Annotated in this window: 15 protein-coding genes; 6 read left to right on the forward strand and 9 right to left on the reverse strand. The window is 37.3% G+C overall.

Annotation, left to right across the window (positions count from 1 at the left end; genetic code table 11):
* Positions 1–137: 137 nt before the first annotated feature.
* On the reverse strand, positions 138–1,652 hold the full coding sequence (locus tag ACVQ8P_RS01975; protein WP_462297214.1) for a hypothetical protein: 1,515 nt from the start codon (positions 1,650–1,652) through the stop codon (positions 138–140).
* Positions 1,653–1,901: 249 nt separating this feature from the next.
* Here ACVQ8P_RS01975 and ACVQ8P_RS01980 point away from each other — a divergent pair, with 249 nt between their 5' ends.
* The 4 genes from ACVQ8P_RS01980 to ACVQ8P_RS01995 all read left to right on the forward strand — a co-directional run bounded on the left by ACVQ8P_RS01980 (position 1,902) and on the right by ACVQ8P_RS01995 (position 8,099).
* Positions 1,902–3,344 (forward strand): amino acid permease, encoded by a 1,443-nt coding sequence (locus tag ACVQ8P_RS01980; RefSeq protein WP_462297216.1) that lies wholly within the window; start codon positions 1,902–1,904, stop codon positions 3,342–3,344.
* Positions 3,345–3,471: 127 nt separating this feature from the next.
* A complete protein-coding gene (gene spxB / locus ACVQ8P_RS01985; protein ID WP_462297218.1) occupies positions 3,472–5,223 on the forward strand; it encodes a pyruvate oxidase in 1,752 nt (583 codons plus the stop codon).
* 113 nt (positions 5,224–5,336) lie between these two features.
* Complete coding sequence (gene pepF / locus ACVQ8P_RS01990) at positions 5,337–7,145, forward strand: oligoendopeptidase F (RefSeq protein WP_462297219.1); 1,809 nt, start codon at positions 5,337–5,339, stop codon at positions 7,143–7,145.
* Positions 7,146–7,265: 120 nt separating this feature from the next.
* The gene (locus tag ACVQ8P_RS01995) at positions 7,266–8,099 is read left to right on the forward strand and encodes an undecaprenyl-diphosphate phosphatase (protein WP_462297220.1); all 834 of its coding nucleotides are present in this window, start codon (positions 7,266–7,268) and stop codon (positions 8,097–8,099) included.
* A gap of 63 nt (positions 8,100–8,162) precedes the next feature.
* Here the strand turns inward: ACVQ8P_RS01995 and ACVQ8P_RS02000 are convergent, their stop codons facing one another.
* The 6 genes from ACVQ8P_RS02000 to ACVQ8P_RS02025 all read right to left on the reverse strand — a co-directional run bounded on the left by ACVQ8P_RS02000 (position 8,163) and on the right by ACVQ8P_RS02025 (position 15,554).
* On the reverse strand, positions 8,163–8,867 hold the full coding sequence (locus ACVQ8P_RS02000; RefSeq protein WP_462297222.1) for a hypothetical protein: 705 nt from the start codon (positions 8,865–8,867) through the stop codon (positions 8,163–8,165).
* Positions 8,868–8,980: 113 nt separating this feature from the next.
* Positions 8,981–11,416 (reverse strand): L-type lectin family protein, encoded by a 2,436-nt coding sequence (locus ACVQ8P_RS02005; RefSeq protein WP_462297223.1) that lies wholly within the window; start codon positions 11,414–11,416, stop codon positions 8,981–8,983.
* A 244-nt stretch (positions 11,417–11,660) separates the two neighbouring features.
* Positions 11,661–12,263: a pentapeptide repeat-containing protein gene (locus tag ACVQ8P_RS02010; protein WP_462297224.1), complete on the reverse strand. Its 603-nt coding sequence runs from the start codon at positions 12,261–12,263 to the stop codon at positions 11,661–11,663.
* Positions 12,264–12,284: 21 nt separating this feature from the next.
* Positions 12,285–13,217 carry an alpha/beta hydrolase gene (locus ACVQ8P_RS02015; RefSeq protein ID WP_462297226.1) on the reverse strand — a complete coding sequence of 311 codons (933 nt, stop codon included), beginning with the start codon at positions 13,215–13,217 and terminating at the stop codon, positions 12,285–12,287.
* 124 nt (positions 13,218–13,341) lie between these two features.
* Complete coding sequence (locus ACVQ8P_RS02020; RefSeq protein ID WP_462297228.1) at positions 13,342–14,094, reverse strand: DUF4811 domain-containing protein; 753 nt, start codon at positions 14,092–14,094, stop codon at positions 13,342–13,344.
* Positions 14,094–15,554, reverse strand: coding sequence for an MDR family MFS transporter (locus tag ACVQ8P_RS02025; RefSeq protein WP_462297230.1), 1,461 nt, complete (start codon positions 15,552–15,554; stop codon positions 14,094–14,096). Before ACVQ8P_RS02025 ends, ACVQ8P_RS02020 begins: the two co-directional genes overlap by 1 nt.
* A gap of 182 nt (positions 15,555–15,736) precedes the next feature.
* On the opposite strand from ACVQ8P_RS02025, the gene ACVQ8P_RS02030 reads away from it, so the two are divergent.
* Positions 15,737–16,192 carry a MerR family transcriptional regulator gene (locus ACVQ8P_RS02030; RefSeq protein ID WP_462297246.1) on the forward strand — a complete coding sequence of 152 codons (456 nt, stop codon included), beginning with the start codon at positions 15,737–15,739 and terminating at the stop codon, positions 16,190–16,192.
* Between the two features lie 87 nt (positions 16,193–16,279).
* Here ACVQ8P_RS02030 and ACVQ8P_RS02035 read toward each other — a convergent pair whose 3' ends face one another.
* Positions 16,280–17,389, reverse strand: a complete 1,110-nt coding sequence (locus ACVQ8P_RS02035; protein ID WP_462297231.1) for an NADH-dependent flavin oxidoreductase — start codon at positions 17,387–17,389, stop codon at positions 16,280–16,282.
* 188 nt (positions 17,390–17,577) lie between these two features.
* Here ACVQ8P_RS02035 and ACVQ8P_RS02040 point away from each other — a divergent pair, with 188 nt between their 5' ends.
* Positions 17,578–18,588: a DUF1002 domain-containing protein gene (locus ACVQ8P_RS02040; protein ID WP_462297233.1), complete on the forward strand. Its 1,011-nt coding sequence runs from the start codon at positions 17,578–17,580 to the stop codon at positions 18,586–18,588.
* 67 nt (positions 18,589–18,655) lie between these two features.
* Here the strand turns inward: ACVQ8P_RS02040 and ACVQ8P_RS02045 are convergent, their stop codons facing one another.
* On the reverse strand, positions 18,656–21,067 hold the full coding sequence (locus tag ACVQ8P_RS02045; RefSeq protein WP_462297234.1) for an L-type lectin family protein: 2,412 nt from the start codon (positions 21,065–21,067) through the stop codon (positions 18,656–18,658).

The following is a 21,067-nucleotide window of genomic DNA, read 5'->3' on the forward strand; positions in this document are numbered from 1 at the left end:
AGTGTAAAATTTTGACATTTCCAACCAGCACACTCGTTATTTGTTCTCTGGATACTCTTGAAAGTAGCTAATCTAGCTGAACTAGACTGACTTTGAAAGAAATACCTATATCCATTTCAATGCTTCATTCCTATTGTTTATGGTGCACTTACTAACGTCCAGTCTAATTTAGCTTTGTAAGTTTGTGCTTTTAACTGAGCTGGATCAGCCTTCAATAGAACACCGGTCCCAGCTTCATAAGTTGTATCAATACTATCTTTTACGCCGGTACCCGTTGTGACATCAACACCAGTGCCATCGATAACCTGTCCATTATCTTTTGAATCACTTTTAAAAATCAAAGCATTAGGATCAGTACTACCATCAGTCCCCTTCAAGCCATCAGTCGCAACCTTCAACTTCCAACCGCCAGCATTAACTGCAGCCAAGTTAACATTCAACCCAGCTTGCGGACTCATTACTGTTGTCTCACTTGGAATTTTGATTGCCTCACCGAAATTAAGATTACTGATACTGTTAATTTGCAAAGTTGGTTTAACAACGACATCATCAGCAACATGAATTTTAAAGGTCTTTACATCAGATGTATTCTTTTGATCATCTTTTGTATAAACTGTCATCGTGTGATCACCTTTTGCTAAATCCTTCATTGTAAAGTTATCTTTATGGTTGTTATCTTTATCAGTATTGTCATAACTACCCATTTCGACTTCTTTACCAGTAACACTATCTTTATAGTAAGTTGTTAATTTGGTTGCATACTCATTTGCCTTAACGGTGTAGTTCAAGGTGTATTGTGGATCAGCAGTTGGCACATCAACTGTCGTTGGATCATCGTCTAAATCCACTACCGGAGCTGGAATTGTAACCTTTGTTGTTGCTGTTCCTGTAGTACTCTGAACGCCATCAGCTACTCGTTCTGCAACAACGCTATAAGTATTTTTTCCTATTTTAAATAACTTATCAGGTACCTCACCGGTAAACGATGCTTGCTGACCATCATCGGATAAAGTTTTCAGTCCAAACTTATTCCGTGGAAGTCCCGAATCATTATTACCTAAGTCCTGCTTATTACCATCTGCATCCGTAAATGTAGCTGTAAATAAAACATCCTTTAACCCTAATTCTGCACCATGTGCTTCATCGGAGTAAAATCCCGAATATGATTGCGTTGCATCATCATCTAAATCCGCAATGCTAAGTTCCGTAGGATATTCCACATCATCATCTATACCATTCATAAAGATGACACTAGTGTCATCTCGAACCGCAGCCCCAGACTTTTTTACAGCTTTCAAACCTGTACGCTTATCTGCCACTTTTTTGTTACCTGTTGTCGCCGTAGCAGTATCTGCCTTGGTTGTGGTCGTTACCGTTTTATCGGCCTTCGTATTATTAATTTTTTTATCCAACGAATCTTTTTTAGTGTCAGCACTCACAACAGCAGCTTGATTTGTTTCTGTTGCGTCACTAGCAGTTTTAGCAGAATCTTCTACTATACTTGAACTTGCATCACCAACAACACTTGATGATTGCTTGTTCAATGCCATGACATCACTAATCGTTGGCGCTGCCTGGATTGTTTGTTGAAACGCCCCTAATCCAATAAGAATTGGCACTGATAGCAGCATTGCTTTAACTTTTATGTTCATAGTACCGTTCCCCCCATTTATCACTGCTACTATGATACATGATGTTTTCTAATAAAAACCGTCAAAATTTTAGGTCTTACTTGCTTTTTTTGACATTTGTCTTTACACCCCTTTAAAAACGCCCTTAAATCAAAAATCGATTGTGCTTTCATTACCTTTTCTTTATAATTAGACTTATCTTATTTCATTTTAAAAATGAGTGAACATAGATAAACAAAACGTCACTTAATACAATGGAGGATTCTTACTTTGCTTGAATCAGAAAAAACGTTACGGTGGTATAACGTCGCGTTAGTTGCGTTCGTTTCCGTCTGGGGACTCGCAAATGTTTTTAATAACTTTGCAAACCAAGGCTTAACCGTTATTACATCATGGATTTTGATCATGATTTTCTACTTTGTTCCTTATACAATGATTGTTGGACAATTAGGTTCAACTTTTAAAGATGCAGAAGGTGGGGTATCTTCTTGGGTGCGGGCAACTTCAACTAAGAGACTTGCCTACTATGCTGCTTGGACTTACTGGATTGTACATATTCCTTATTTAGCTCAAAAACCTCAAAGTATCTTAATTGCTTTCAGTTGGTTATTTAAAGGAAACGGTAATTTCGTTAACGATACCTCTGCAATGACTGTCTCAATTATGGGCTTGGTCATCTTTCTCTTCTTCTTGTGGGTAGCCTCAAAAGGGGTTGCAACCATTAGTCGAATTGGTAGTGTCGCTGGTACAGCAATGTTTATTATGTCATTATTATTCATTCTTTTAGCTGTCACAGCACCCTTCATGACAAGTGCGAAAATTCAAACACCTGATATGGGTGCCATTAAATCATATCTCCCTAATTTCAACTTCGCTTATTTCACGACAATCTCAATGTTAGTCTTTGCCGTTGGTGGTGCTGAAAAAATTTCACCTTATGTTAATAAAACAAAAAACTCAGCCAAAGAATTTCCAAAAGGAATGTTAGTCCTAGCAGCCATGGTTGCCGTCTGTGCAATTCTTGGTTCATTCGCCATGGGCTTCTTATTCAATGGGAATAACATCCCTGATGATTTAATTACCAATGGCCCTTACGAAGGTTTCTTACGTCTTGGGACTTACTACCACGTCGGTAACTTATTCATGATTCTCTACGCAGTTGCCAATGCAATGGCTCAAATGTCAGCTCTTGCTTTCTCAATCGACGCACCTCTAAAAATTCTTTTAGGTGATGCAGATGCAAACTACATCCCTAAAGCTTTATCAAAACGCAACAAAAAAGGGACGCCAGTTAATGGTTATGCCTTAACAGGTATCCTTGTCAGTATCTTAATCATTGTTCCCGCAATGGGAATTGGTAACATGAACGAATTATTCAAATGGTTATTGAACTTAAACGCCATTGTTATGCCTATGCGTTACCTCTGGGTATTCTTCGCTTACATGTTATTGAACAAACAATACAAAAAATTCAAATCGGAATACAAATTTGTTAAAAATCCGGTTGTCGGTTACATTATTGGGGCATGGTGTCTTCTCTTCACAGCCTTTGCTTGTATCTTAGGGGTTGTGCCTAAGATTACCTATGCAGATAACCCATCAAGCTACATTTTCCAACTTGCATTAAACATTGCAACACCTATTATCTTCGTTGCTCTAGGTTTAATCTTGCCAGCAATTGCACGTCATACAAACAAAAAAGAAGCTAAATAAACACACTGAAAACACGGTTCTTAAAGAATCGTGTTTTTTTAGTCCCTTTCTTTTGTAAACGTTATCATTAAATGGCATAATAGGTTGTGCAAGATACTTATTCATTAATGAAAGTGGGGATTAAGTTATGTCAGAAAAAATCAAAGCATCAATTGCCATGTTGAAAGTATTACAAGATTGGGAAGTTAAAAATGTCTACGGCTTACCTGGTGGCTCATTCAATACAACAATGCGCGCTCTAGAAGCCGAAAAAGAACACATTAATTATGTCCAAGTACGCCATGAAGAAGTGGGCGCAATGGCTGCAGCTGCAGAAGCAAAACTAACCGGTAAAGTTGGGGTTGTCTTTGGTTCAGCTGGTCCCGGTGCCACACATTTATTCAATGGTTTATACGATGCTCAACAAGATCATGTCCCTGTGCTTGCTTTAATCGGACAAGTTGCTTCGAGTGCTATGAACATGGATTCCTTCCAAGAAATGAATGAAAATCCCATGTTTGCCGATGTTTCTGTCTACAATAGAACGGTCATGACACCTGAAAGTTTACCCCGTGTCATTGACCAAGCCATTCGAACAGCCTACCAATACAAAGGGGTTGCGGTGGTCACGATTCCCAATGACTATGGTTGGATGGATATCGACGCTGATAGTTATTACGCATCAGGTCACAATTATGCAGCACCCATTTTACCCGAACCAGATGATACTAAAATTAAAGAGGCTTTGGCCCTTATCAAAGAAGCAAAACAACCTGTTTTATTCGCTGGAATTGGGACAAAAGGGGCTACTGATGAAATTATCGCCTTTTCTGAACACTTTAAAATGCCCGTTATTATTACAGCCATCAATAAAGGAACGGTCCCAGATAGTTATCGCGCAAACTTAGGGTCAACTTACCGCGTTGCAACAAAACCTGCTGATGAAGCCATTGCTGCCGCTGATTTAGTTGTCTTTGCGGGTGCCGATTTACCTTTTGCACAAACAAAGAAAATCTTAAAACCAAATATGAAATTTATTCAAATTGATATTGATGCTTCGAAAATTGGCAAACGTCATGCTGTTGATGTCGCTTTACTCAGTGATGCTAAGAAAACGTTAGCTCGTTTCGTTGAATTAGCTGACGCACCTGTTGAAAGCCGTCCATTCTTCGATGCAACAATTGAAGATATGGCAAATTGGCGTGCTTACCTCAAAAAATTCGAGGATAAAACAACAACGCCACTTCAACCTGCTGCCGTCTTTAAAGAAATCAACAAACATGCCACTGGCGATGACATTTTCGCAATCGACGTTGGTAATGTCACAATGAATAGCTTACGTTATTTGGATATGAATCCTAACCAAAAATTCACAACATCTGCTTTATTCGCTACAATGGGTTACGGTATGGGGGCAGCAATCGCTGCTAAATCAGCCTATCCTGACCGCCAAGTCTTTAACCTTGTTGGGGATGGCGCTTTTGCCATGGTGGTTCAAGATCTATTAACCCAAGTGAAATACAAACAACATGTGATTAATGTTGTCTTTTCTAACCAACATTTTGGTTTTATTCAAGATGAACAAGAAGATGAAGATCAACCTTTCTATGGAATTGATTTCAATGATGCCGATTGGGCACAAGTTGGAAATGCTATGGGTGCCATAGGTATTCCCGTTTCTACTCATGACGAATTGGTTGCCGCATTTGAAAAAGCTGAAACTTCAGAAGGTCCCGTTCTCATTGATGTCAAAATTACTGACGAACGTGCCATTCCAGTTGAAGATTTGGCCGTTGATCCAAAAAACTTCTCAGCAGAAGAAATCGCTGCTTTCCGTAAACGCTACGAAGCAGAAGACTTACTTGTCTTAGATGATTTAATCGAGAAATACTCAAAATAATGCCCTCACGAATTATGAAGAACTTATCTCATTTGATAGGTTCTTTTTTTATTCATTAGACCCTAGATAATGGTACAATACTAGGCATACAAACCTTATAGGAGGCTACGATTATGACAAAAAATCACCAACTTGTTACTCGAAATGAAGTTCCCGAAGCATTAACTTGGGATTTAACGGCCCTTTATCCAAATGACATTGCTTTCCAGACGGATATTGACTTGGTTCGTGACCTCGTTCAAGCATTCGATATTGCTTATCATGGTCATCTAACCGAAACAGTGCCAATTTGTGACGCCTTTAATGCCTTAGAAGACATTTACACGCGCTTATCACATATTGAACATTATGCCTTTTTGCAGCAAGCCGTCGATATTACGAATCCAACTGCCAACCAATTAATGCGTGATTTTGAAGCCTTATCTGCTGAAATTTCTACAAAATTAGTTTTCTTTGATATCGAATTATTAAAATGCCCAGTAACTATTTTAGATAAAGTCGTTACGGCTAATCCAAAATTAAAAGCCTACATTCGCCAATTAAAGAAACAAAAAGCCTACCAATTAAGTCCAGAAGTTGAACAAGTACTCGCTACTTTCCAACCTAACTTCTCTGCACCAGAAGCAATCTACGGTCAAGCACGAGCGGCCGATATGGATTTTGCTGATTTCGAAGTTAACGGGGTCACTTACCCCATGTCATTTGTTTTATATGAAAATACGTATCAATATAATCCAGATATGGCCGTACGCCACGCCGCATTCAAGCGTTTTTCAACGACTTTAGCCCAGTATAAGCACACAATTGCGGCTAATTATTATAATCAAGTGTCACTAGAAAAAAGGATTGCCACTTTACGTGGTTATGATTCCGTTTTCGATTACTTATTAGCCGAACAAGAAGTTGACCGTTCATTATTCAATCGTCAAATCGATACGATTATGACTAAGTTAGCACCTGTTATGCAGAAATACGCTGCACATATTAAAGACGTGCGTGGCTTAGACAAAATGACCTTCGCCGACTTACAAATTGATTTAGATCCTGATTTTGCGCCAAAAGTTTCAATCGAAGAAGCTAAAAAGTATGTCAATGATGCCGTTGCCCCACTTGGTACAGATTATCAAGCGATGGTTGCCCGTTCATTCCCAGAACGTTGGGTTGATTTCCCACAAAATATCGGTAAAGAAACTGGGGGTTTTGAAACAACTCCTTATGGTAAACATCCCTACATTTTAATGTCATGGACAGATGAATTAGCTGACGTTTACACGTTAATTCATGAGCTTGGGCATGCTGGTCAAGCTATCCTGACACAAGATAACCAATCAATCCTTGGTAGTGAGCCATCTACTTACTTGGTTGAAGCGCCTTCTACGTTCAATGAATTATTATTAACGCGTTCGATTGAAAATCAGTCAACAGATCCTCGCTTAAAACGGTTTGCTTATTCAAAAATGTTAACAAATACTTATTTCCATAATTTTGTGACCCATTTACTTGAAGCAGCTTACCAACGTGAAGTCTACCAATTGATTGATGCTGGTCAAGGATTCGACGGCGACCAACTAAGTGACATCAAACGTCATGTACTCGAAAAATTCTGGGGACCCGATGTTGAAATCAATGAGGGCGCTGAATTAACTTGGATGCGCCAATCACATTATTATATGGGACTGTACTCATACACTTATTCAGCTGGACTTGCCATTTCAACGCAAGCTCATTTGAATTTATTAAAAGATCCTGAAGTCGCAACTGAATCATGGCTCAATTTTCTAAAACTTGGTGGTGAATTAGCCCCAATCGAAGCTGCCAAAGTTGCTGGCGTTGATATTACAACTGATGAACCGTTGAACCAAACGATTCAATTTTTAGATGAAACCGTTGATAAAATCATTGCTTTAAGTAAAGAAATTTAACTTCTACAAAAACCTTAAACTTAAAAAAGTCTAAGGTTTTCTTTAATTTTAGTGTTTTTTCATATTAAATTGGTTATACTAAAAAAAGTTAAAAAAAAGTTTTGGAAGGAATCTGTTTTTATGAATATTATTGAAATGATAAAGGTTATTGTTTTAGGGGTCGTTGAAGGGATAACAGAATGGTTACCGATTAGTTCAACGGGGCATATGATTTTAGTTGATGAATTTTTGAAACTCAAAGAGAGCGCTGCTTTCATGGATATGTTTCTTGTTGTGATTCAACTTGGCGCTATCATGGCGGTTGTTGTCCTTTATTTCCACAAGTTAAACCCATTTTCACCTCGTAAATCTCAATTAGAGAAACGAGACACTTGGTCATTGTGGAGTAAAGTCATTGTTGCCGTCTTACCAGCCGCTGTGATTGGCTTAGTTGCTGATGACTGGATGACCGCGCATTTGTATAATTTCCCAGTTGTTGCTTTAATGTTAATCATCTACGGTGTGTTATTCATCGTTATCGAAAACAAAAAAGCTAACACAACCCCATCAATTACGACATTTAATCAAGTTAGCTATCGAACTGCTGCATGGATTGGTGTCTTCCAAGTCCTTGCCTTAGTTCCCGGAACATCACGTTCTGGTGCAACTATCTTAGGTGCTATTCTTTTAGGAACATCACGTTTTATCGCTGCTGAATTCTCATTCTTCTTGTCAATTCCAGTGATGTTCGGTGCCAGCTTACTTAAAATTTTCAAATACTTCCATAGTGGTCATAGTTTTACTGGTGATCAGACGTTTGCCTTGGTTCTCGGCTGCGTGGTGGCCTTCGTTGTTTCAATCGTCGCTATCAAATTCTTGATGGGCTACATTAAATCAAAAGATTTCAAACCATTCGGTTGGTACCGTATCATTTTAGGTGCTTTATTATTAATTTACTACTTCTTCATCAAATAAAAATTAACTCGATACATAAATAAAAAACCAAGGAAAAAATCATGATGATTTTTTCCTTGGTTTTTATTTTGCTTTAGGTTTAGTTGTCGACTTCTTCTTAGCTGCAGGTTTCTTAACAGCCGTCTTCTTAGCCGTTGCTTTCTTAACAGCGGGTTTCTTTGCCGCTGTTTTTTTCTCGGCTTTAACAGTCGTCGCTTTTTTAGTTGTTGCTTTCTTTTTGGCAGCTGGTTTTTTCTTAGCAGCCGTTTTCTTTTTAGCTGGTGCCTTCTTTTTCTTTTCAACGACAACAGGTTCTTTTTCTTCAATGACCGGTGGATTCTCTAAGAAAGCCACTTTTTCAGCAATCATTGTTGTCATTGTTACATTATAATCACTTGGATTTTCTAAATAACTAGTAGCTGAGGTCACCTCATCAATTCTCAACTTAGACACATTAAGAATAGGTGATTCAACGATTAAATAAACATTAATGTCAGCTTCATCTGAGACCTCATTAAAGAATCCCGGCATTTTTTTGTAATAACGGAAAGGTAAATTAATAATATTCGTTTCCAACGTAAAAATAGCCGTTCCTTCTGGGTATTCAATCATTAATTGAATCTCAGCTAACTTTTTATCACGCAAGCTTTTTTCTAAAGCCGCATAGCTTTTTGCAAATAATGCTGGTATCCCAACAGATTGAACTTCTGCTGGTGTTGCTGTATAAAAAGTCTTATCATAAGCTTCTTCTTCGATGGCAGTCATAAATTCTTCAACGATCATTTTCATTAGTCATCCTCCAGATTCGGTATTTCTTTCTAGTCCATCATATCCTAGATGGTTATAATTGCAAAATAAAAATAAAAAAAGATCAGAATAAAAGCTATTCTGACCCTTGATTATTATGAAGCTGGTGTGTGACTTAATGTCCATTTAACTTCTGCTGTATATGAATCCTTGTGAACTTGGCTTGGATCAGCCTTAATTAAAACACCTGCATCTTTGGTCCATGACTTTGTTGTCATTGTTTGGCTCGATGCCCCTGACGCTATCTCAATACCGGTTGAATCCAATGTCTGCAAAGTATCTCCAGATTTATCTCGATAAACAATGGCACCTTTAATTGTATTGCTATCAGAAGTAAGATCAGTTGCTGAAGCTGTTAACTTCCAAGTTCCAGGCAACGATGTTTCTAAATCAACTGAGAAATCAGTTGGACGAGACAAGACAGTTGTCTGTGCTGGAATTTTTTGAAGCCCAAAATCTAAATTACCAACTGTTGTTATCTCTATTTTACCAGAAACAACAACCGTAATTTTTTTCACATCAGATGTTAATGGTACATCATCTGAATCAGTGGCATAAACACTTAACACATGTTTACCAACTGATAACGTACTTGGTAAAGCATACGTACCAGAAATCAATGTATTTATTTTAGTATTATCAAATGTATCCATCAAGACGGGTGTGTCCTTTCCTTCTTGATAGTACGTTTTAATTGATGAACTATCATCTTGTACTTGATATTTCAACGTATAAGGTGCATCAACTGTTTGCCCTTCATCGGTTAACGTAAATACTGGTTTTGAGTTAACTTTGATTGTTGTCTCTGCAACCTCAGATTTATCCCCATACTGATCAACTGCGTAAACAGTATACTTATTGTTTCCATGCTTTAAATCAGCAGCAGGCACGTTGTCTTCAAATTTACCAGTAGCACTAGTCAACGTGATTGTTGGATTTTTCGCAATTGCTTTACCGTTGATTGTTGAATAAAATGTAACTGCATTGCTTGTTGTTGCTTCATTTGAAGAAGTCAATGTCCCTGTAACTAAGGCATCGGCTCCCTGATCAACTGATGGTTCATTCAACCCACTAATTGCTAACGTTGTTGTTGCACCAATTGTAAAACTTGCATCTGTTGAAGACACAATGGCATTTGTTCCATTAAACTCACTAGCGGCACTCGTTACAACTGTATCCTTGGCAACTTTATTAGCCGTTCCGAACATCGAAATAACGGCCCTAGGACTTTTTTCAGTTAAACTGTGACTCAATTTTTTCTTAATTACATCCAAGCTACTTGTTGGATTAAATGTTTCTCCAACCCCAGTCGCATCACCATTAGCATCATAATACGTAATTGTCCCTGACTTTAAGCTTATGTCATTAGGAACCTTCAAATCAGCTTCAATTGAATGCCAATCTTGCAATCCACCTTTGTAGTCCAATGTTGTTTGGAAATTAAGCGCATCGCCACCCGCAACATAGCCACCATTGGTAACATCTTTTTCTTTTTGAGTATTATCGATAACTTTTTGAGTTGCTTTAGCTGAAACTAAATTAGGCACTTGTTCAAACATAGCTAAGTTAGTTTCGAATTTAGCACCAGTAGCACCAGTAAAGCCCCAAAGTACTAATCCATCTGCTGCATTAAATTTCGTTTTATCAATAGCCACCATTGCTGATGAACCCGTTTGTTTTGCATCTGTTGTTGGATTTTTATCATCAATCGTGTAAGTCATTGAACCAGGCTCCGTTGGGGAATTAGATACGTATTTGAGTGTTACATGATGCCATTCACCATTAGATAACCAGGAATTTGATCCCTTATCAATAACCCCATTATGTATCATTTTGTTATAGTGAGTGAATATTGTAGAACCCTGGGTATATTTGTATGTCTCTGGCTCTGCTGGATACCCACTTGCCAGATGGTCACCCGATGCTCCGTCAATGTCAAACCCACTTCCTTTGCTATTTGTTTTATTCGCATGTGTATCAAATTCAAGTGCCCAACTATTTTTTATTGCACTATTCTGAATATCTTTACCACCTGTATCAATTCCCCAAACACCTAAAGATTCTCCACCACCTGAAATTGCGCCAATACCTTTATCTCGCTCTCTATCATTTTGTAAGACAAGTGCCATCCCATCCCCAGGATCAGAATTACCAGGTAAACTTTGGTTACCAAAATACATCCACATTGATGTTGTACTACTCTGATTCAAATTAAATTCATTACGGGGTGTCGACCAAATTGAAGCAAGCTGATTTTTTGTTGCATCCGTTATTTTAACAACTGACTTAGCGGCTGATTCAGACCCAGCATCCACTACATTACCAGCTTCATCAAGTGTCACAACACTTGAATTATTTGTAAAGCCGCTAGCACTCCCAGTCCCTGGAGTAAAGATATTCTCCATTGTAATACCATGCGGTGCCTTTTTGATTGCACTATCATAATCACCGTTAGCACTCACTGATTTTCCAATAAAGATTAACGCCATTAACGTTGTTATTAATAATGTTCCTACTTTTAATTTTTTCATTGTAATGCCCCCACATTCTCTTTAAATATATTGATACATTATATATATATTTCGTCTTATTAACTGCTTAACAACAATATACCATAGCTTATTTCAAAAGAAAATCAATATCTACGCGTTAACTCACAGAAATTGACATTCCATAGAAAGCGTTACCAATATATGCCGTAAAAATAAGCTTTCAAAAACAGACCGACACCTGCGAAATATTAGCTTCGCTGGTTCGGTCTGTTTTATTATAGGCCTATTTTAATTTAATTCCCAATAAAGCCACCAAAATTGTCGCTTGGTACGCATTAATTGTTAATCCACGTACTAATTTTGGATCTAGTACAACTGTTTCGAATTCACTCTGTGAGAAATCGACGGTCTTCATATTCGTTTCGATAAAGTCACAACCTTCAATATTACTCTCAGGGAATGTCAGACTCTTCTTAATCTCAACAGCTTGAAAACTAGCTTCCTTTAAATCACATCGCCTAAATTCAACAGTTTGAAAATGAGCAACACTAAAATTTGAATAACTTAACTGACAGTCTTTAAACTGCATTTCTTTAAAAACGGTCCGATTAGAGAAATCGCACCCCATCATACGACAGCCTTTGATTTCACTACGAAAAAAATAACTCTCATTAAATTCAGCGTTCAAGAATTCACAGTGATCAATCACAACGTCCAACCATTCACTGCGAACAAAATCAGTTTGTTCAAAAATACAGTGGTCAAAAGTCACTGAATCAACTTTAATTGGCTCAACTGACGCTTCAATTGTACAGTTATGGTAAGTTGTCTCAAAAATAACCTCATCAAATGAAAGTGTTTGTCCCTCTATAACTTGATTATTCAAAATAAATTAACCGTCCTCGTTTTATTTATCTAAATTGTCATTCATAAAGTTTACCACTTTTTTAGCATAACGTTTTGGATTCTTACTGAATGCTTCCGCATGGTCAGCATCTTTCACGACCCATAATTCTTTCTTACCAGCTGAAGCTTTATAATTGTCATAAACCATTGACGTTGGCACAAACCCATCGGAATCGCCATGAATAAATAACGTAGGCAATTTATTTTTCTTTAATTGTTTCACTGAATCTGCTTCTTTAAAGGAATAGCCTGCACGCATTTGTGTGACCCAGCTTGATGTTGTAATCAAAGGTTCTTTGGGTAAGTTAAATTGTAATTTCAATTGGTAAGCTAATAAATCTTCCACATTAGTGTAGCCACAATCTTCAACAATGGCTTTAACTTGTGAAGGTAATTGTTCCCCACTCATCATCATGACGGTAGCACCACCCATGCTGACACCAAATAACCCAATTTTTTGATTTGACCCTTTATCAGCGATTAATTTTTTGGTCCACTTAACATAATCTAAGCGATCTTTCCAACCAAAGCCAATATAATCACCCTGACTCTTACCTTGTCCACGGTCATCAGGGGCTAAGACGTTATAACCTGCTTCATGGAATAATTTAATGTATGATGCCATACTTTCTTTGTCACCCATGTAACCATGCGCCACAACAACTGTTTTAGTTGATTTCGTAGCAGCAGGCACATAATCAGCGACCAATTTCAAATGACCACCTGCTGATTGTTCTGTCCACGTTTCTTTTTTCGTCCCTTTCAACCATTTCTGTGCCTCTAATGTTGTCTTAGACGTGCTACTTGATGTCCCAGTTAATGTTTTTTCTGTATTTTGGATGGCATAGTGATACAGGTAGAAGCTTGCTCCAGTAATCGCAACCGCAAATACGACCAAAATGCTGACAATCCAAATAATAAGTTTCTTTTTCATGATTAAAGACTCCTTTATAATGTTAATGACATTAACATATCATACCATTTGTCTCGTCTAAATTCATGTTTAGATAAAAAAATAACCTTGATAATTTTAAAATTATCAAGGTTATGCCCACTAATTACTTAACTTGTTTCACTTCTTGTAATACTTTTTGCATTACTTGTGCTTTAGTTTGTGCTTCAAAAGCAGCAGTTGCTTGTTTCACAATCTTAGCTTGATCCGCTTTTGAGATTGCTGCATTTTTCATCATTGCATTGGTAACAGCTGTCTTAACAAATGTTGCGCCGTCTTTTGCTAATTGCGCTTTACCAGCCTTAGTTGTTAATTTGGCTTGTTCAGCTTTAGCAATCTTAGGCATTGCTTTTGCTTGATTGGCTGTTAACACAACAACGTTTTTCTTAACGTAGAATGTATTCGTCCGCTTTATTAAAACTTTGTTGTTATCAGTAACGCCGAATAATAATTTGTAGAAATTATTTTTGTAAACCCAACGTGTTTCTTTAACCACTAATTTGTTACGCTTAGCATTTTTGACAATCTTGCTAGTCGTTTCATCTGTTTGTGTCTGTTTGGTTTTCTTTTGTGAAGCCGAATTTTTGTACACGACTACTTTTTCAACACCATTAGTACCAATTGGTTGGTACACAAGTAGATCCATAGCTTTCGATGTTGATGCTACTTTCTCAGTTTTAGTTGTTGTGACTTTTTCCATGCCATAATGTGTGCTGTAATTAGCAACAATCATCCCACCAAATACAATCACACAAAGTGCGAAAATACCACCTAATGTATAACTAAGTGCGTTATTTTTGATTAAGTTCCATGTTAGGAAGAATAAAATAACGGCAATAACTAATAAAATAATAATCATTATTTTGTACCTCCGTTACTTGTTACTTGTTTTTTTGATTTTAAGAAGAATGCAAAACCAAGACCGATGACACAGAAGACAATTGCGATTGAAAAGGCAGCTTTGTAACCGCTCAATGTTGCATTAATCGCTTGGTTCTTGTAAGCCAAAGGATCTGCTTTAAGTAATGATTTACCAGGTAAGGCATCTGTTGTCACATTTGTTAAAACAGAAACCATGACAGCAGTAACGATTGAACTGGCAATTTGACGTGCTGTATTATTAACAGCTGTCCCATGTCCCATCAAATTAGATGGTAATGCGTTCATACCAGATGTTGTTGTAGGCATCATCACCATTGAAATACCGAACATCCGGATAGCGTACATGACAACAATATATAACGTTGGTGTGTCTTTTGTTAAAAAAGCAAAAGGAATTGTTCCAAGCGTTAGTAAGAACATACCACCGGTAGCCAATTTCTTAGCACCATATAAATCGAATAAACGACCTGTGAACGGACTCATAACACCCATCATCAATGCACCGGCTAACAATGTTAACCCTGATTGGAAAGCACTATCACCACGAACAGTTTGTAAGTACATTGGCAAGATCATTTCAACACCGATCATAGCCATATTTACAATTGAACTTAACAATGCAGCAATTGTGTATTCTTTAGAAGCGAATACGTGCAATTCTAAGAATGGTGTTTCCATTGTTAATTGACGCCATACGAAGAGTGCGATAAAGACCACTCCGATTGCTAAGAAACTCAGAACTGAAGCACTCCCCCAGCCATTATCCCCAACCGTTGAGAATCCGTATAATAAACTACCGAATCCAATTGTTGAAACAATTAATGATAAAATATCAATTTTTGATTTGTGTGTTTCAATAACTGGTTTCATAAACCAGAAAGAAGCCACAAGAACAACGGCAACAATTGGAATAATCATTCCGAAAAGATCACGCCATGTTGCATTATCAACAACCCAACCTGAAAGCGTTGGCCCAATAGCAGGTGCTAGTCCAATAACCATCCCAGCAAGTCCCATTGAAGCCCCACGTTTTTCTGGTGGGAAAATTGATAACATAATCGTTTGTAGCAATGGCATTGTTACCCCAACACCAACAGCCTGAACTAAACGTCCAGCAAGTAAAAAGCCAAAGTTAGGCGCTGTGTATGCCATAATTGTCCCAAGTTCAAATATTCCCATAGCGCCGATATATAACCATTTTGTGTTAACACGGCTACTTAACCAAGCACTAACTGGAATTAAAATCCCATTAACCAACATGAATCCTGTTGTTAACCATTGAACAGTTGACGTTGTCACATTAAAGTTCTTCATTAACGTTGGATAAGCTGTTGCTAAAATCGTTTGATTCAAAACCGTACAGAATGTACCAATTAATAAAATAGCAATTAACATGGTACGATTATATGGTTTTCCTTTTGCATCTAGTCCATTCATTTATATGACCTTCTTTTCCTCTAAAATAGCTTCGGTTACTAATATAAGACTATTTACAAAGTATGTCAACCATCTTGACAAACGTTTTAAAAAATATATAATCAATATAGTAAATATAACAAGGTTAAAACCGTTATCATTAATTAGAATTTTTATTCAGGAGGTAAATTTATTTGGCAGATATGAATGATATTGCAAACATTCAAGATTACGCAAAAAGAATGGCCGTCATTATGAAAAATGACACGTTCTCTATCGGAATCGGTGAGATTGCTGAAACAACAGGCCTGACACAGAGCCAAATTAGATACTGGGAACAAAAAGGGTTCATTTCTTCTATTAATACGAATAAAAATCAAAATAGAAAATATGCTTACCATACCTTATCGATTATTCGCTTAATCAAATCTTACTTGGACTCTGGATTCACGCTCAAAGTAGCAGCCGAAAAAGCCAATGCTCATAAAGAAATGGGTAAAATGGTTCGTCAAATATTTACGGATCGCTTCGTTGGTGTTGAAGAACTTGATGGCTTACCTTGTATTAATCTCGGTTTCTTCGATAAAGAAGAAACGCAGACAATATACATTGTGATTCATGATGACTCAACTGAAATCAAAGTTGTTCCGGTAAAATAAATAAAACTTTCAACACTCACTAAAAATTAGAGTGTTGAAAGTTTTTTTAATTTTTACTGTAACGACGTGCACACCAAAATGGTCCGGTTAATCAACCAACCTTTCAGGCATCATATCTTCTAAAAATTCAACAGCACCATCGCTGACCATTAATTTTTCTCGATCACCTTTAGCCAAAACTCTTTTGATTGTATCTTCTTTTCCATCAAACATCTTAGACGTCCAGTTAGGATCAATTAAAAGAGAACGACCAACCGCAACTAAATCTGCATTTCCTAAGACCGCGTTGACATCCTCTCCAGTACGAACATTACCAATACCAATTAAAGGAACTCGGCCATTAATTTTTTCTTGAACATAAGCCATTCTTGTTTTTTCATTGAAACTTTTATTTCTCGAAATACTATTATACTTACCCAATGAGATATGTAGATAGTCTAATTTTTTATCCGCAAGTCTATCAATTAAAACCATTGTATCTTCCATACTAATACCCGGATTTTCAAATTCTTCGGGTGAAAAACGATAACCAATAATAAACTTTTCAACATCCGACTGATCAACAACTTCAATAACACCATTAACGACATCATCGATAAATTTAAATCGCTTATCAAGCGTGCCACCCCATGCATCATCACGTCTGTTTGAATGTGGTGAAAAAAATTGTTGTAGAAGATAGGTATTCGCTCCATGTAATTCGACACCGTCAAATCCAGCTGCAATTGCTCGTCTTGTTGCTGATTTAAAAGATTCAATAATTTCTAAAATTTCAGTTTCAGATAATGCCTGAGGCGTTTCCGCATTTGGACGTTCTGCTGCAATGGCACTAGCCGAAACTGTTGATTTCCCTCTAAGAATACTTGAATTCGTCATTCGTCCTGCATGGAAAATTTGTAAAATAGCTTTACTTCCCTCTTTTTTGATAGCAGACGCTAATCTTGTTAATCCAGGAATGAACTTATCATCATATACAGCAAGTGAGCCTTCCCAACCTTTTCCATTCGCTTGTACACTGGTAGCGGCAGTAATAACGGCACCAACTTCACCTGAATGCAGCGCATAATAATCCGATTCGTCATGTGTGACAACTTCATCATAATAACTCATTTTTACAGTCATTGGTGCCATTAAAATTCGATTTTTCAATTCTAAACCCCTACCAAATTTAAATGTATCTGTCATATTTTTTGTCATGGTTACTCTCCTATTTAGTTATTAATTTAATATTGTAACTTATCGTTAGGCGCATTGTCTCACTTAATTAAAAACTTCTCCATTTTAACAATCCTTAATTTTTTCTATTATTTAGACCCATTTAACAACCTTTTCTTCCCAGATTGGTATAATAAAATTAAAATAATAACAATTGAGAGGTTCCTACCATGACATTCAAAAAATTAATTTACACGGCGGCAATGACAACATTAGCCGTCCTTAGCTTAGGTTCAGTTGCTCATGCTGCAACTGATGACTCATCAAGTTCTGCGTCATCAACAACAGGCACAACCACTAACTGGTCGAATCCAGTGGTAACACTAGGATCAAGCCTAACAGATTCACAAAAATCAGGCACACTTTCAACGTTAACCTCAAGTTTAGACGGTAATACCTCTTACTCGACCTTAACCGTCAACGGCGCAACCTTAGTTAAATATCTCAATAGTTCAGGTGGGACATTCACCACAGATTCTGGCGTTTGGTCTTCTGCGATGGTTCAAAAAACCAGCAGCGGTTCTGGAATTAACGTTAAAATTTTAGATTATAATGGCGCGAACAATATTACAACCATTACTGAAAATCAATATAAAAATGCCGCACTAACAGCTGGCGTAACGGATGCTAATATCTACGTGACATCTGCCACACCCATTGATGGATCTGGTGCTTTAGCTGGTGTGTACGCCGCCTTTGCTCAAAACGGTGATACTTTGAACACCAAGCAAGTGACTGCTGCGCAAGATGAAATGTCGACTTTAAGTGATATTACACAAGCCAACAAGAATAAAGATGGCTATACTGATTCACAATTGAACAATGCCGTAGCCGGTGCTAAACAAGACATGGCTAAAAAAGGGAGTTCAATTACAAATAACCAAATTACAGTGATTGTGAACAATCAAATTACAAATAATAACTTAACAAATGTCATCACTGATAGCCAAAAACAACAAATTGTCGCTACCTTAATTAAGATTCGAGATTCAGGTGCTTTAGATTCATCAGATTTTAAATCACAAGCAAGCAAAGTCGCAACAAATATCCAAGATGGCGCTAAAAATATTTTCAGCAAATTAAATACTTCTGGAAATCGTAACTTCTTACAAAAAATTTGGGACGCTATCGTCTCATTCTTCAGCGCTATCTGGTCAGCTATTAGCTCATGGATTTCATAAATAGAATTGAAAAAGCACACTACTTTAAACTAATTAAAGTAGTGTGCTTTTTCGTATGATCACTTAATTAACTTGCTGAAGCGTCTGTTAACGTCCATTCAATTTTAGAAGTATAAACTTCATCTGCATGAATTTCACTTGGTGCCACATTCAATAGAATACCTGAATCTTTTGACCATGTTTTTGCAATTGTCTCTATTTGTCCAACACCACTATCAATTGTTGTACTTGTCGCATTCAGTGGTGTTAGCTCTCCTTTATCAGAATCACGGAATCCAATAGTTGAGTCTTTTAAAGTACTGTTATCACTCTGTGCCGTTAAAGGTCCTGCCGTCGCAGATAACGTCCAATTTTTTGCTGCTGACGTTTCTAAATTGAGCGTATAGTCTGCTGTACGATCTAAAACACTTGTTTGAGCAGGAATTTTATTCTTAAAAGTAATCGTATCATCAGATGACACACTCAACGATCCGATAACAACTGTTATTGTTTGATCATTGGAAGTAGCACCAGCAGAATCAACAGAATAAACGGTTAATACATGACTACCAACTGCAAGTTTAGACTCATCCAACGCAACTGTATGATCATCTGTAGAACCTGGTTTACTATTATCGTATTTTTCTAGTTGAACAGGCGTTCCATCTTTACCCTCTTTGTAGTACGTCGTAATAGTTGCACTATTATCGACAACTTGGAACGTAAATGTATAAGGTGCAATAACTGTTCCCTTGTTATCGTTCAAAGTTAAAACTGGGTGGATATTAATTTTTTTAGTATCATCTTTATCCGTTTTATCTGTTGTATTGCCATCTACATCTGTTGCTTGAACTGTATATGTCTTTTCACCAGATGTTGTTAATTTAGCCTTTGGTACCGTTACACTAAATGTCCCATCTGTTGCGACATCGCCTTCAATGGGTGTCTTATCGCCACTAATCGTGACACTAGCTTTAGCACCTTTAGCAATATCGCCGCCCAAACTAGATTTGACAGTTCCTGTGATTGTTGCATCCTTACCATAATCAACATCGATATCTTTAAGATCATCGATTGATAACGTCATTTTAGGTGCGGCTTCAATCGTATAACTAACCGCATTTGAATCAATCATTGCGTTACTTCCGATTATCTGTCCTGCTGGACTAGTTTGTGGTGTATCTTCGGTCACAGGTCCGACAGTTCCAACATATGCTAGTTTCCCATTTGGATTGTTTTTAGAAAAATCAGTACCAAATGAAGTACTACTATCAGGACTTTTACCCTCTCCTAAAATATTGGGCTTATCGTCATTCAAGATAGTTTCTGTCCATTTAATATTATCAGCAGGATATTTTAAATAAGCAGCGGGCCGCTTCCAATCTTGTTTTCCATCTAAATAAGTTACTTTAGTTGTAAATTTTAGCTCGTCACCACTATAAACTATCCCTGTTCCATCAGCAGGGAGATCCTTATTATTTTGAGTTACATCTGTAATAGTTTGTACAGCTGTCGCATTTACAAGACCAGGTACTTGTTCAAACATTACTAAGTTATTTTCGTAATTATACCCAGTAGAACCTGTAAAGCCCCAACGAATTTTACCATTTGTTGACTTAAATTTTGATTTATCAATTGAAACTGTTGCTGTTTGTCCGGGTTGACTTAAATCTGTAGTAGGATTCAATGGTTTTATCTCTGAAACTGGGGCTTTATCATCAATCGTATATGTCATTGACCCATTTTTCGCATCAATTGATTTGTAATTAATTGTGACATGGTGCCATTTAGCATTTGATAAATAACTGTTGTACTTAATACTACCTAAATGATTTTGACTATAATATGCCGTTGCCCCTGTCCCTCTAAGGACATAAGTGTCAGCCTCTGCTGGATAGCCACTAGCAAGGTGGTTACTATCCGCTAACCCAAAATCAAACCCATTAGTCGAATTTCCACCATTATTCGTATGCGTATCAAATTCCAGAGCCCAACTATTTTGAATCGCTGATTTAGCGACATCTCCTGCTGATTTAGCACCAGCATCATCCCCCCAAACACCTAATGTTTCACCAGCAATAGATGAAATGGCAGCATTCCCTTTTGAATCATTTTGTAAAACAAGGGCCATTCCATCACCAGCACCAGCAGTATTACTGCCAAAATAGATCCACATAGAAGCTTTATCATCCGTATTAATATCAAATGAATTAGTGTCTGATGACCAAACTGCTGCTTTTTGGTTTTTATCATCCGTAATCTTAACCAATGATTTTGACGGATTACTAGATACTGCATTCTTAGCGTCCAATCCAACCATCCCACTACTTGTTGTAACACCAGCCCCCGTACCCGTTTGGAATAACCCAGTCATTAGGATCGATCGAGGGGCATCCTCAAGCGCATTATTATAATCTGAAGCACTAACACTTGAAATATTAACTAAAAACAACAAACCCATAGATACTACCGCTAATTTTATCTTGTTATTAATTTTCAT

Source organism: Dellaglioa sp. BT-FLS60 (assembly GCF_054941065.1).